Genomic DNA, 13,222 nt, shown 5'->3' with positions numbered 1-13,222 from the left:
CGTGTTCACCGGTTCGACGGCCGTGGGCAAGCAGGTGCTGGCGCAGGGCTCCGCGCTCCTCAAGCGCCGCCGTGTGCAGCCGCCCGCGGCAGAAGTCCTGAAGGCTCGCGGCCGAGGTGATCCGCCCGGCCTTGACGGCGGCCTCGGCTCCGCCGGAGTGCGCGTGGCCTCCGGCGGGGAAGCGGCCGTCGGCCAGGACGAGCAGTGCTGCGCGCGACATCAGAAGAGGAAGTAACGCTGGGCCATGGGCAGTTCGGCGGCCGGTGTCGCCTCGATCAGCTCGCCGTCGACGTGCACGGCGAAGCTGTCGGGGTCGATCCGCACGCTGGGCCGGGCGTCGTTCTCGCGCATGTCCGCCTTGGTGACACCACGCGTCGACTCGATCGCCACGAACCGCTTGCCGAGTCCGAGCCGCTCCGGCAGTCCGTCCTCGATGGCCAAGGGGGCCACGAAGTTGAAGGAGTTGGCGGCCGGCGCCCGTCCGATCGCGCCGTACATCGGGCGCGGCAGGATCGGCTGCGGGGTGGGGATGGACGCGTTGGCGTCGCCCATCTGCGCGTACGCGATCTGTCCGCCCTTGACGACGAGGTGCGGTTTGACGCCGAAGAAGGCCGGCTCCCACAGCACCAGGTCGGCGAGCTTGCCGCTCTCGACCGAGCCGATCTCGTGGGCGAGGCCCTGCGCGAGCGCGGGGTTGATCGTGTACTTGGCGACGTACCGCCGCACCCGGTGGTTGTCGGCGCGGCCGTCGCCGGGCAGCGCGCCGCGGCGGCGCTTCATCACGTGCGCGGTCTGCCAGGTGCGCAGTACGACCTCGCCGACCCGGCCCATGGCCTGGGCGTCGGAGGAGATGATCGAGATGGCGCCCAGGTCGTGCAGGACGTCCTCGGCGCCGATGGTGGACGGGCGGATACGGGACTCGGCGAAGGCCAGGTCCTCGGGGACCGCCGGGTTGAGGTGGTGGCACACCATCAGCATGTCGAGGTGTTCCTCGGCGGTGTTGACGGTGTAGGGGCGGGTGGGGTTGGTGGAGCTGGGCAGCACATGCGGCTCGGAGACCACGGTCATGATGTCCGGCGCGTGCCCGCCGCCCGCACCCTCGGTGTGGTACGCGTGGATGCCGCGTCCGGCGATCGCGGCGAGCGTGTCGCCGACGAATCCGGCCTCGTTCAGCGTGTCCGTGTGGATGGCGACCTGGATGCCGGTGCGGTCGGCGACGGTCAGCGCCGCGTCGATGACGGCCGGGGTCGAGCCCCAGTCCTCGTGCAGCTTGAGCCCCAGCGCGCCGCCGCGGATCTGGGACAGCATCGCCTCGTGGGAGACGGTGTTGCCCTTGCCGAGGAAGCCGATGTTGAGCGGGTACTGCTCCATCGCCTCCAGCATCCGCGCGAGATGCCAGGGGCCGGGGGTGACGGTGGTGGCCTTGGAGCCCTCGGCGGGGCCGGTGCCGCCGCCGACCAGCGTGGTGACGCCGGCGGAGAGCGCCTCGTCGGCGATCTGCGGGCAGATGAAGTGGACGTGCGCGTCCACGGCGCCGGCGGTCACGATCCGTCCGTTGCCCGCGATGATCTCGGTCTCGGGGCCGATCACCAGGTCCGGGTGGACGCCGTCCATGGTGTCGGGGTTGCCGGCTTTGCCGATGGCGGTGATCCGGCCGTCGCGGATGCCGATGTCGGCCTTGACGATGCCCCAGTGGTCGACGATCACCGCGCCGGTGATCACGGTGTCGGGGGTGCCCTCGGCGCGGGTGGCGCGGGACTGGCCCATGGACTCGCGGATGACCTTGCCGCCGCCGAACACCGCCTCGTCACCGGCGAGTCCGGGGCCGCCGGAGCGGTCCTCCTCGATCTCGATCAGCAGATCGGTGTCGGCGAGCCGTATGCGGTCGCCGGTGGTCGGGCCGAACAGGTCGGCATACGCGGCACGCGAGATCTCAGGCATCGAGGGCACCTCCGGTCTCGCCGCGCAGCCCGGGCACCACGCGGGCGCCGGCGAGCGGGACGAGTGCGACGTCGACGGGAATGCCGGGCTCGAAGCGCACGGCCGTGCCGGCGGGCACGTCGAGCCGCTTGCCGCGCGCGGCGGCTCGGTCGAACTCCAGGCCGGGGTTGGCCTCGGCGAAGTGGTAGTGGGAGCCGACCTGGACGGGACGGTCGGCGGCGTTGAGCACGGTCAGCCGGGTGACCTCACGGCCCACGTTGTAGGCGATCGGGTCCTCGGCGAACAGGATCTCCCCGGGAATCATCGAGGCCCCTCAGACGATCGGGTCGTGGACGGTGACGAGCTTGGTGCCGTCCGGGAAGGTCGCCTCGACCTGGACGTCGTGGATCATCTCGGGGATGCCCTCCATGACGTCGTCCCGCGTGAGCAGCTTGCGCCCGGAGGCCATGAGTTCGGCGACGGTACGGCCGTCACGCGCGCCTTCGAGGATGTGCGAGGTGATGAGGGCGACCGCCTCGGGGTGGTTCAGCCTCAGCCCGCGGGCCCGGCGCTTCTCGGCGACATCGGCCGCCACATGGATCAGCAGCCTCTCCTGCTCGTGCGGGGTCAGTTGCACGTCCCACCTCTTGTCCTCGCTCCGGGCCGTGCGGGACCCGGTTGCCGCAGCCACCACGGCAGGGATAGATGTAACACACAGACAGATGGCGCGAATCGGCGCGATCGGGAAGGAAGATCCCCAGGTGGCGTGGAGGGGCAGGCTAGTTCGCCGGAGTTTCAACTACGTTAACCAGACCTTGATCGCCTCATGACCCGCCGCTGGTCTTCCCCATACTCATCAGCGCCCGCAGCCCGTTGCGGAGCACCTCGACCGGCACCGGCCCGAACAGGGACTGCTGCACGATGAACCCCTGGACGGCGGCGATCATCGTGCGGGCGACGTCGTCGGCGGGCAGGTCGGCCCGCATCATCCCGCGCTCCTGGTAGACCTCGACGACACGGGTCCAGGCGGCGCGCACCGCGTCGTAGCCCTCCGTGAGGACGGCCGCCAGCCTCTTGTCGCGGACGGTCTCCGTCCAGACCTGGACGACCAGACGCGGGAAGGCCGGTTCGCCGTCGACGGCCAGGGATCCGCGCGCCTCCAGGGTCCGGCCGAGGACGGTGGCGACCAGGACGTCGGGGTCCGGCGGCGGGCTCTGCCGGGCGGCCTCCTCGAAGGCGTCCCGAATCTCGCCCATCACCGCGGAGACGATCGCGCGGATCAGCTCGTCCTTGCCGCTGAAGTACCGGTAGACGGCGCCCGCGGAGAGGTCCGCCTCCTTGAGCACGTCCTGCATCGAGGTGGCGTGGAAGCCGTTGCGGGCGAAGCACAGCGCGGCGGCGTCGAGGATCTGCCGGCGGCGGGCGTCGAGGTGTTCCTGGGATACACGGGCCATGGCCTCAACGTAAAACGAACGTTCCTTCTTGACAAGGCGGCGCCGCGGAGAGACGGTGGGAGCGAAGTAAAACGAACGATCCTTCTTTTTGACTTCGCCGCCTCGGCGGCTGCTTCACACCCCGACCACGCCCGAACACCCCGAACCGGGAGAACCCCATGTCCGCCACGCGCCCCACCCGCTCGGCGCCCCGACTCATCGCGGTCGTCGCCGTCATCGCCCCGCTCATCGCCTCCCTGGCCCTGTGGGCCTTCGCCTGGCCCGCCGCCCGCACGGCCCCGCGCGACCTGCCGCTCGGCGTCGCCGGCCCGGCCGCCGCGACCGCCCAGGTCGAAGCGGGTCTGACCCGGCAGGAGGGCGCTTTCGAGATCCACCGGTACGCCGACGAGGCGGCCGCCCGCGACGCCATCGAGGACCGCGAGGTCTACGGCGCCGTCGTCGTCACCGAGCAGGGCCCCAAGCTGCTGACCGCGACCGCGGCGAGCCCGCTCGTCGCCCAGATGCTCCAGCAGGCGGTGAGCCGGCAGGCCGCCGCCACGGGCAAGCCCGTGCCGACGGTCGACGTGGTGGCCACCCCGGCCGAGGACCCGCGCGGCACCGGTCTGAACGCCGCCGCGCTGCCGCTGACGCTGGCGGGGATCGCGGCCGGCGCCCTGGTGACCCTGCTCGGACTGCGGGGCCTGCGCGCGGTCGCCGCGCTGGCCGGCGCCACGGCACTGGTCGGCATCGCGATGACCGCGCTCGCACACAGCTGGCTGGGCTTCCTGACCGGCGACTGGTGGACGGAGGCCGGAGCGCTGAGCCTCACCGCGCTCGCGGTGGCCGGAGCGGTCGCCGGGCTCGCCGCACTGCTGGGCCCGGCCGGGATCGGTGTCGGCGCCGCCCTGGTGATGCTGATCGGCAACCCCTTCTCGGGCGCCGCCTCCGCACCCGAGATGCTGCCCGCCCCGGCCGGGACGATCGGCCAGTGGATGCCCCCGGGCGCCGGAGCGTCCCTGCTGCGCTCGGTGTCGTACTTCGACGGCGCGGCAGCGACCGGCCCGGCCCTCACGCTGGCCTGGTGGACGGTACTGGGCCTCGGCGCGGTACTCCTCGGCCCGGCATTGAAGTCCCGCACGGCCGGCTCCACTCGGACGGCGGAACGCGAACCGGCACTCACCGGCTGACACCCGACCGGGGCACACGACCGACGGCACGACGGCGACCGGCCCGGCCGCGGCCTGGTGGGCGGTACAGGGGCTCGGAGCGGCGCTGAAGTCCCGTACGGCCGAACCCGCCCCGGTGGCCGAGCGGGAAGCCGCGCTCGCCGGCTGACACCCGGCGCGGCACCCGACGCCGACGGCGCGGCAGTGACCGGGCCCGGCCCTGGCCCGGCGGGTGGTGCTGGGGGCTCGGGGCGGCGGTACCGCTCGACGCGGCGCTGAAGTCCCGTATGGCCGAACCTACCCCGGCGGCGGAGCCGGGAGCCGCGCTCGCCGGCTGACACCCGGCGCGGCACCCGTGGCCAACGGCGACCGGCCGGCCCGGCCTTGTCCCGGCGGGTGGCACCGATCTCGGGACGGCGCTGAAGTCCCGTACGGCCGAACCCGCCCCGGTGGCCGAGCGGGAAGCCGCCGCGCCGGCTGACACCCGGCGCGGCACCCGACGCCGACGGCGCGGCAGTGACCGGGCCCGGCCCTGGCCCGGCGGGTGGTACTTGGGGGGCTCGGGACGGCGGTACCGCTCGACGCGGCCCCGAAGTCCCGTACAGCCAGGCCCACCCGGACGGCGGAACGCGAACCGGCACTCACCGGCTGCCACCCGACCGGGCGCACACGACCGACGGCGACCGGCCCGGGCAGTACCGGGCCTCGGCGCGGCACTGAAGTCCCGTACAGCCGAACCCACCCCGGCGGCGGAGCCCGCTGACGCCCCACCCGGCGCCCATGAAGCGGACCGTGCGTCCCCGCTGTCGCGTGCCGCCGGGGCGGCGACCTCCGCGCCCGGGGCGAGTTGGCCGGCCGTCGTCCGGACGCGGAGGGCGCCGCTCCGGGGGGAGCGGCCCGGCGTGGCGAAGTCTGGCCGTACGCGCCGACTCCTGCGCGGGCGCTGCGCGTGCCGACGGTGGACATCGCACGGCGCGCACCAGCCCTCCGCCGCGCTCCGACAGTTGACGCACCGCATGCGTGATCGCCGTCATCGGCCCAGGTCACGTGGTGTCCGCGGATGCGTCGAAACGGGCTGAACGACGGACCCACGTTCGGCGTACGAACGGGTCCTTTTTCGGAGGGGTTCGAGTTGCGCGCCGAACAGGTTTACGGCGCGGAACCGGTGATTCCATCGCTGGTCCGGGTACCTGCGGCGCTCTTGACATCCGACTGCTCGTCAGGATGTCCACCCGAACGGATGAGTGGTGAGGAACACCACAAATCCCCGGTTCCATTGGGATTTTCGGACATGCGTGGGTCAAGATCCCTGTCTGACGACAAGACCCCGCCACCGCGGCGGGGCGATCCGGGCGGACGCCGAGTCCTGCCGCCGCCCGGATGACCGGTCGACAGGAGTGGATCGGCAGGAGTGGAGGACCCAAGCACGACGGGTCGCCGGAACGGTCGCACCATGGCCGGGCCGAGCGGTCCTTGGGGTGAAGCCGCGGTCACGCGGCCGGGCAACTTCGCCAGCCCGAATCCGACAGGTCATCCTTCACAGGCGGCTGACGAAGGGTTGCGCATGACCGCGCTCAATCGTGTCCCGTCGCTCATGGCCCGGGCCGGTACGGCCTCGGCCCTCACCCTGGCCGCAGTGGGCGGCTCCGTAGTCGCGCCCGGCCTCGCCACCGAGGCCGCCGCCGCCACCCCGGCGACGAAGGCGCTGCAGATCGCCGCCTCGAAGAAGGGCTCCCCGTACAAGTGGGGCGCCACGGGACCGAAGAGGTTCGACTGCTCGGGCCTCACGCTCTACTCGTTCAAGAAGGCGGGGAAGTCCCTGCCGCGCACGGCCGCCCAGCAGTACAACAAGACCCACCACATCTCCGCCAAGAGCCGCAAGGCCGGGGACCTGGTCTTCTTCCACTCGGGATCGAGCGTCTACCACGTGGGGATCTACGCCGGAAAGGGGAAGATCTGGCACGCCCCGAAGACCGGGGACGTCGTGCGACTGCAGAAGATCTGGACGAAGAGCGTCTGGTACGGCCGGGTCAAGTGACCCCTGCGGGCCGTCGGCGGCGCCCCTGACCCGCTGTCGACGCCCGGGATCTGCCCGTGAGCGACCACGCCGGGCCCGCCGCCTCCTGCGCGCGCGGGCCCGGCCGTGTCGCCGGGTCAGGGCTCCTGCTGCCCCGCCGCCGTCACCGGCCGCGCCGGGACCGTCCAGGGCAGTTCGATGGCGACGGTCTTTCCGCCCTCACGGGTGGGGCGGACTCTCAGCCGGCCACCGCACTCCGCGGTCAGCCAGCGGATGATCACCATGCCGCGCCCGTTGTCCTGCTGCACGGCCGCCGGCAGCCGCTTGGGGAAGCGCGGATGACTGTCGGTCACCCCGATGCGCAGACGTTCGTCGCGCTCGAGTTCGACGTCCACCGTGAAGGTGGGTGACTGCCCGAACGTGTGCTGTACGGCGTTGGTGGCGAGTTCCGAGACGATCAGCCGAACGGTCTCGGCCACCTCCGTGTCCGGTGGCAGCCCCCATTCCGCCAAGATGCCGAGGACGAAGGCGCGGGCCCGGGAGACCGAGGCGGGGTCGCTCGGCAGAGTGGCGGATGCTTCCAGATGGTCTGCCATGACGATGCCGTCCTTTTCCCGCGGGAGCGCAGTCCGACACGAGGGCGGAGGGTTCGAGTACGGTCCCGGACTGGTGCTTCGTCGCCAGACTGCCACTAGCGCGCCGGTCACGGTGGCGATCCACCAACATATGCATATATCTGTCGCTCGAAGCGGTGAACTCTGCGACGGCAGAACGTATTTGGGCGGCTCGGTTGGAGTAAGGAGGAGCCCATGCAGCACGGTCCCGCGGTACGCCGCCGGAAACTGGGCGCCGAACTGCGCACGCTGCGCACGGGCGCGGGTCTCACCAGCGGTGAGGCCGCCCGGCTGGTGGGCTGGCACCAGTCCAAGGTGAGCCGGATCGAGACGGGCGCGAGCGGGGTGAAACCGGCCGACGTGCGGTTACTGCTCGACGCCTACGGCGTGACGGACGCTCAGCTGCGCGAACTGCTGCTGGCGCTGGCCCGCTCGGACGGCCAGGGCCGGGACCACTGGTGGCACGCCTACCGCGGGGTGCTGCCGCCGACCTACCGGGACTTCATCAGCCTGGAGTCCCAGGCCCGCGCGATGCGCACGCTGGAGACCACCGTGGTCCCCGGGCTGCTCCAGACCCCCGAGTACGCCCGCGCGGTGACCAGGGCCGCCGTGGAGGGGCTGGACGAGGACCGGCTGGACGCGCTGGTGGAGGTACGGCTGGCCCGCCAGGACGTGCTGCGCTCGCACCCGCCGCTGACGCTGAACGCGGTCCTGGACGAGGCGGTGCTGCACCGCGAGGTCGGCGGACCGGACGTCATGGAGCGGCAGCTGCGCCGGCTGGTGGAGGCGGCCCGGCTGCCCCAGGTGCGGCTCCAGGTGCTGCCGTTCTCGGCCGGAGCGCACATCGGAGTCACCGGGCCTTTCGTTATTTTCTCGTTTTCGAGCACTTCTGATCTGGACGTGGTTGTTCTCGACCACTTGACGAGTAGCCTCTACCTCGAACGGAAAGAAGACGTCGAGGCCTACACCGAGGCCTTCGACGCTCTTCGGAGGAACGCCCTGTCACCCGAGGACTCGTTGGACTACATCGCCGGGAAAGGCACCGGCGCGTAGGGAGGCATCCATGACCGCACTGCCTCGGAACGTCCCTTCCAGTACCCGACTGCACGGTGCGCACTGGCTGCGCAGCAGCTACAGCACCGGAGCCAACAACTGCGTCGAGACGGCCAGGCCCCGCTCGGGCACCTGCGCCGGACTGCTCGCCGTACGCGACTCCAAGGACCCGGCCGGGCCCGCGCTGCTCTTCTCCCCCGAGAGCTGGGCGAGGTTCACGGCCGCCGTCTGACCCCCCGTCCGCCAGGAGCGACGCACGGCCGTGGACGCCGACTCACGGTCGCGTTTCGCCGATCACACGTACAGCGCGTTCGATCTGGTCCCCGGAGAGGTCCGCGCGGGCCGTCAGCCGCAGCCGGGAGACGCCGTCGGGCACGGAAGGAGGCCGGAAACAGCCCACGGCGAGCCCGGCGGTGCGGCAGTCGGCCGCCCAGCGCACGGCACTCTCCGGGGACGGCGCGCGCACGGAGACGACCGCCGCGTCCGGACGGACCGCCGCGTGGCCCGCGGCCGTCAGCCGGGCGTGCAGCTCGCGCGCCACCGCGCCCGCCCGCGCCGCCCGCTCCGGCTCCCGGCGCAGCAGCCGCAGGGCCGCCAGCGCCGCGCCCGCCGCCGCGGGGGCGAGACCGGTGTCGAAGATGAACGTCCGGGCCGCGTTGAGCAGGTGGTCGATCACCCGGGCGGGCCCCAGTACGGCGCCGCCCTGGCTGCCCAGCGACTTCGACAGCGTCACCGTGACCACCACGTCCTCCGCGCCCGCGAGGCCCGCCGCGTACGGCGCGCCCCGGCCGCCGTCGCCCAGCACCCCGAGCCCGTGCGCGTCGTCGACCACCAGTCCCGCCCCGTGCTCCCGGCAGGCCGCGGCCAGCTCCGCCAGCGGGGCCGCGTCGCCGTCCACCGAGAAGACGGTGTCGGAGACCGCGACGGCGGGCCCGTCGTGCGTCTGGAGCGCCTTGCGGACCGCCTCCGGGTCGGCGTGCGCCACCACCTGGGTGGTGCCCCGGGCCAGCCGGCAGCCGTCGATGAGGGAGGCGTGGTTGCCCGCGTCGGAGACGATCAGCGAGCCGTGCGGGGCCAGCGCGGTGACCGCGGCGAGGTTGGCCGCGTAGCCGGAGGAGAAGACCAGCGCCGCCTCGAAGCCGCAGAAGTCGGCCAGCTCGCGTTCGAGTTCGCCGTGCAGCTCGGTGGTGCCGGTGACCAGCCGGGAGCCGGTCGAACCGCCGCCCCAGACACGCGCCGCGCGGGCCGCGCCCTCGGTGACCTCGGGGTGGCGGGCCAGGCCCAGGTAGTCGTTGCTCGCGAGGTCCAGCAGGGGCGAGTCGGCGGGCCGGGGCCGCAGGGTCCGTACGAGTCCGGCGCGGCGGCGCGACTCCGCCTGCGCGTCGATCCAGCCGAACGCCATGGGTCCTCCGGGGATTTTGTAGGCAGTGCACAGACACTAGCGGCCGGGCCCGCGGGCCAGGATGTGGCAATCCACACACGACGAAGTGGAGCTGTTGTGCGAACTCTCCTTGGCCCCGAGCACCTCCTTAGGACAGGATCGGCTCTCATGGACCTGCTGAACACGCTGGTGGACAAGGGGCTTCGGCGCGAGCTGCCGACCCGCGAGGAGGCGCTGGCCGTCCTCGCGACTTCCGACGACGATGTGCTCGATGTGGTGGCCGCGGCCGGGAAGGTGCGCCGGCACTGGTTCGGCCGACGGGTGAAACTCAACTACCTCGTCAACCTCAAGTCCGGGCTGTGCCCCGAGGACTGCTCCTACTGCTCCCAGCGACTCGGCTCCCAGGCCGGCATCCTGAAGTACACCTGGCTCAAGCCCCACGAGGCCTCCGAGGCGGCCGCCGCGGGTCTGGCCGGCGGCGCCAAGCGGGTGTGCCTGGTGGCCAGCGGGCGCGGCCCGACGGACCGTGACGTGGACCGGGTCTCCGAGACCATCAGGACCATCAAGGACCAGAACGAGGGCGTCGAGGTGTGCGCCTGCCTGGGACTGCTCTCCGACGGACAGGCCGAACGGCTGCGCGAGGCGGGCGCCGACGCCTACAACCACAACCTCAACACCTCCGAGGGCACCTACGGCGAGATCACGACCACGCACACCTACGCCGACCGCGTCGACACCGTGCAGAAGGCGCACGCGGCGGGTCTGTCGGCGTGCTCCGGACTGATCGCGGGCATGGGCGAGAGCGACGAGGACCTGGTCGACGTCGTCTACGCACTGCGCGAGCTCGACCCGGACTCCGTGCCGGTGAACTTCCTGATCCCGTTCGAGGGCACGCCGCTGGCCAAGGAGTGGAACCTCACCCCGCAGCGCTGCCTGCGGATCCTGGCGATGGTGCGGTTCGTCTGCCCCGACGCCGAGGTGCGGATCGCGGGCGGCCGCGAGGTGCATCTGCGCAGCATGCAGCCGCTCGCGCTGCACCTGGCCAACTCCATCTTCCTGGGCGACTACCTCACCAGTGAGGGACAGGCCGGCAAGGCCGACCTGGAGATGATCGCGGACGCCGGGTTCGAGGTGGAGGGCGCCGATCAGGTGACGCTGCCGGAGCACCGGGCGACGGCCCAGGGCGGCTGCGGCTCGCACGGCGCGGCGGCCGGCGGCTGCGGCTCCCACGAGGGCGAGGGCGCGGACGGGGCGTGCGGGGGCCACGAGGGCGCCGGGTGCGGCTCCGCGGGCGTGTGCGCGCCCGCCGCGGCTGCCGCGCCGGCGGCTGCGCCGGGTGCCAACGAGCCGCGCACCGACCTGGTGGCGGTGCGTCGCCGGGGTGCCGGGACGGACCTCGCGCCCAATGCCTGACCTGAGCGTGCCGGAGCTGCTGGACCTCGACCGTCGCCATGTCTGGCATCCGTACGGTCCGATGCCCGGCCGGCAGGAACCGCTCGTCGTGGAGTCGGCGAGCGGGGTCCGGCTGAGGCTCGCGGACGGCTCGGGCGAGCTGGTCGACGGCATGTCCTCCTGGTGGTCGGCGATCCACGGCTACAACCACCCGGTGCTGAACGAGGCGGTCCGCGAGCAGCTGGGGCGGATGAGCCATGTGATGTTCGGCGGGCTCACCCATGAGCCCGCCGTCCGGCTGGCGAAGCTCCTTGTCGACTTGTCGCCCGAAGGTCTGGAACATGTCTTCCTCGCCGACTCCGGTTCGGTGTCGGTCGAGGTCGCCGTGAAGATGTGCCTCCAGCACTGGCGTTCTCTGGGGCGCCCGGAGAAGCGCAGGCTGCTGACCTGGCGGGGCGGCTACCACGGCGACACCTGGCAGCCGATGGCGGTCTGCGACCCCGACGGCGGGATGCACGAACTGTGGACCGGGGTGCTGCCCCGGCAGGTCTTCGCGGACCCGCCGCCCGCCGGCTACGAGGAGTCGTACGCCGGGCAGCTGCGCACGCTGATCGCCGCGCACGCGCACGAGCTGGCCGCGGTGATCGTCGAGCCGGTGGTGCAGGGCGCGGGCGGGATGCGGTTCCACTCCCCCGCGTATCTGCGGGTGCTGCGGGAGGCGTGCGACGCGCACGACGTGCTGCTGGTGTTCGACGAGATCGCCACCGGATTCGGCCGTACGGGCGCCCTGTTCGCGGCGGAGCACGCGGCCGTGACACCCGATGTGATGTGCGTGGGCAAGGCGCTGACCGGCGGCTACCTCACGCTCGCGGCGACGCTGTGCACCGCGCGGGTGGCCGACGGGATCTCGCGGGGCGAGGTGCCGGTGCTCGCGCACGGCCCGACGTTCATGGGCAATCCGCTGGCCGCGGCCGTGGCCTGCGCCTCCATCGAGCTGCTGCTCGCGCAGGACTGGCGCGCGGAGGTCAAGCGGATCGAGGCGGGGCTGCGGGACGGGCTGGCGCCCGCCGCGGAGCTGCCCGGCGTCCGGGACGTACGCGTCCTCGGCGCCATCGGGGTGGTCCAGCTGGACCATCCGGTCGACATGGCGGCGGCCACCGCCGCGGCCGTGCGCGAGGGCGTGTGGCTGCGGCCGTTCCGCGATCTGATCTACACGATGCCGCCGTACGTCACGGGCGAGGCGGACCTGGCGCGGATCGCGCGCGCGGTCCGCGCCGCGGCGAGAGAGGGATGACATGCCGGTCCTGGTGATCACGGGTACGGGCACGGAGGTCGGCAAGACCGTCACCACGGCCGCCGTCGCGGCGGCGGCCGTCGCGGCGGGCCGGTCGGTGGCCGTGCTGAAGGCCGCTCAGACGGGCGTACGACCCGACGAGCGCGGCGACGCCGACGAGGTGGCCCGGCTCGCCGGTGCCGTCACGGCGGCCGAACTCGCCCGCTACCCGGAGCCCTTGGCGCCCGGCACGGCGGCGCGGCGGGCCGGGATGGCGCCGGTGCATCCGCAGGACGTCGCCGAGGCGGCCGCGAAGCTCGCCACCGAGCACGACCTCGTGCTGGTGGAGGGCGCGGGCGGGCTGCTGGTCCGCTTCGACCCGGCGGGCGGCACGCTCGCCGACGCGGCCGCGCTGCTCGGGGCGCCGGTCCTGCTGGTGGCCACGGCGGGCCTCGGCACGCTCAACACCACCGAGCTGACCGCGCGCGAGCTGGACCGCCGCGGGGTGGCCCTGGCGGGCGTGGTGATCGGCAGCTGGCCCGGCGAGCCCGACCTCGCCTCCCGCTGCAACGTCGCGGACCTGACCGAGGTCTCCGCCGCCCCGTTGCTGGGCGCCCTTCCCGAGGGCGCGGGCGCTCTCGCGCCCGCGGAGTTCCGCTCCGCGGCGCCCGGCTGGCTGGCGCCGGCCCTGGACGGGACGTGGGACGCGGAGGCGTTCCGGGTGCGGGAGGCGGCGGCGCCCCGGTAGGGCCCGTCTGACAATTCCCGTCGTCCGCCCGGAGGGCGGGCTCCGCGGCGCCTGGTGCGTGCGATCGCAATGCGCCGGAGCACCCTCGTGGCGGAGCCACGTGGGTGATTCGGCAACGCGGCGAGCGCGCGTGCCAGGCACCGCGGAGCAGGCGGGAATTGTCAGACAGGCCCTAAGGTGCCGCCGGGGCCGGAGAAGCGGCTGCCGGCGACCGGGGGTGCGCGG

The 13,222-nt window shown here is 73.0% G+C and carries 13 protein-coding genes and 1 pseudogene; 7 read left to right on the top strand and 7 right to left on the bottom strand.

The annotated features are described in order from the left end of the window. The 5 genes and pseudogenes from ABT232_RS18820 to ABT232_RS18800 all read right to left on the bottom strand — a co-directional run. A pseudogene (locus ABT232_RS18820) lies at window positions 1-220 on the bottom strand (hypothetical protein); the annotation flags it as partial. Beyond that, a complete protein-coding gene (locus ABT232_RS18815) occupies window positions 220-1,941 on the bottom strand; it encodes an urease subunit alpha (RefSeq protein WP_351841189.1) in 1,722 nt (573 codons plus the stop codon). The gene ABT232_RS18815 and the pseudogene ABT232_RS18820, both read right to left, overlap by 1 nt. Further along, on the bottom strand, window positions 1,934-2,245 hold the full coding sequence (locus tag ABT232_RS18810) for an urease subunit beta (RefSeq protein ID WP_351841187.1): 312 nt from the start codon (window positions 2,243-2,245) through the stop codon (window positions 1,934-1,936). Before ABT232_RS18810 ends, ABT232_RS18815 begins: the two co-directional genes overlap by 8 nt. A gap of 9 nt (window positions 2,246-2,254) precedes the next feature. Further along, window positions 2,255-2,557 carry an urease subunit gamma gene (locus ABT232_RS18805; RefSeq protein ID WP_037782101.1) on the bottom strand — a complete coding sequence of 101 codons (303 nt, stop codon included), beginning with the start codon at window positions 2,555-2,557 and terminating at the stop codon, window positions 2,255-2,257. 187 nt (window positions 2,558-2,744) lie between these two features. After that, window positions 2,745-3,374, bottom strand: a complete 630-nt coding sequence (locus ABT232_RS18800; protein ID WP_351841185.1) for a TetR/AcrR family transcriptional regulator — start codon at window positions 3,372-3,374, stop codon at window positions 2,745-2,747. Between the two features lie 158 nt (window positions 3,375-3,532). On the opposite strand from ABT232_RS18800, the gene ABT232_RS18795 reads away from it, so the two are divergent. Next, a complete protein-coding gene (locus tag ABT232_RS18795; RefSeq protein ID WP_351841183.1) occupies window positions 3,533-4,540 on the top strand; it encodes an ABC transporter permease in 1,008 nt (335 codons plus the stop codon). Window positions 4,541-6,083: 1,543 nt separating this feature from the next. Then, the gene (locus ABT232_RS18790; RefSeq protein WP_351841181.1) at window positions 6,084-6,557 is read left to right on the top strand and encodes a C40 family peptidase; all 474 of its coding nucleotides are present in this window, start codon (window positions 6,084-6,086) and stop codon (window positions 6,555-6,557) included. Between the two features lie 116 nt (window positions 6,558-6,673). Here the strand turns inward: ABT232_RS18790 and ABT232_RS18785 are convergent, their stop codons facing one another. Continuing rightward, the gene (locus tag ABT232_RS18785; RefSeq protein WP_351841179.1) at window positions 6,674-7,132 is read right to left on the bottom strand and encodes an ATP-binding protein; all 459 of its coding nucleotides are present in this window, start codon (window positions 7,130-7,132) and stop codon (window positions 6,674-6,676) included. Window positions 7,133-7,345: 213 nt separating this feature from the next. Here ABT232_RS18785 and ABT232_RS18780 point away from each other — a divergent pair, with 213 nt between their 5' ends. Further along, window positions 7,346-8,203: a helix-turn-helix domain-containing protein gene (locus ABT232_RS18780; protein WP_351841177.1), complete on the top strand. Its 858-nt coding sequence runs from the start codon at window positions 7,346-7,348 to the stop codon at window positions 8,201-8,203. 10 nt (window positions 8,204-8,213) lie between these two features. Beyond that, a complete protein-coding gene (locus ABT232_RS18775; protein WP_351841175.1) occupies window positions 8,214-8,435 on the top strand; it encodes a DUF397 domain-containing protein in 222 nt (73 codons plus the stop codon). Between the two features lie 42 nt (window positions 8,436-8,477). Here the strand turns inward: ABT232_RS18775 and ABT232_RS18770 are convergent, their stop codons facing one another. Beyond that, a complete protein-coding gene (locus ABT232_RS18770; protein WP_351841173.1) occupies window positions 8,478-9,605 on the bottom strand; it encodes an 8-amino-7-oxononanoate synthase in 1,128 nt (375 codons plus the stop codon). 147 nt (window positions 9,606-9,752) lie between these two features. Between ABT232_RS18770 and bioB the strand changes: the two genes are divergently transcribed. Genes bioB through bioD form a run of 3 tightly spaced genes read left to right on the top strand, consistent with a single transcriptional unit; the run spans window position 9,753 to window position 12,997 of the window. Continuing rightward, window positions 9,753-10,997: a biotin synthase BioB gene (gene bioB, locus ABT232_RS18765; RefSeq protein WP_351841171.1), complete on the top strand. Its 1,245-nt coding sequence runs from the start codon at window positions 9,753-9,755 to the stop codon at window positions 10,995-10,997. Continuing rightward, on the top strand, window positions 10,990-12,270 hold the full coding sequence (locus tag ABT232_RS18760; RefSeq protein WP_351841169.1) for an adenosylmethionine--8-amino-7-oxononanoate transaminase: 1,281 nt from the start codon (window positions 10,990-10,992) through the stop codon (window positions 12,268-12,270). Before bioB ends, ABT232_RS18760 begins: the two co-directional genes overlap by 8 nt. A 1-nt stretch (window position 12,271) precedes the next feature. Beyond that, window positions 12,272-12,997 carry a dethiobiotin synthase gene (gene bioD / locus ABT232_RS18755; RefSeq protein WP_351841167.1) on the top strand — a complete coding sequence of 242 codons (726 nt, stop codon included), beginning with the start codon at window positions 12,272-12,274 and terminating at the stop codon, window positions 12,995-12,997. The last annotated feature ends 225 nt before the right edge of the window (window positions 12,998-13,222 follow it).

Source organism: Streptomyces sp. NPDC001532 (assembly GCF_040298625.1).
Lineage (GTDB): Bacteria > Actinomycetota > Actinomycetes > Streptomycetales > Streptomycetaceae > Streptomyces.
Note: the sequence above shows the minus strand (reverse complement) of the source record. Positions and strands in the feature narration are given on the sequence as shown.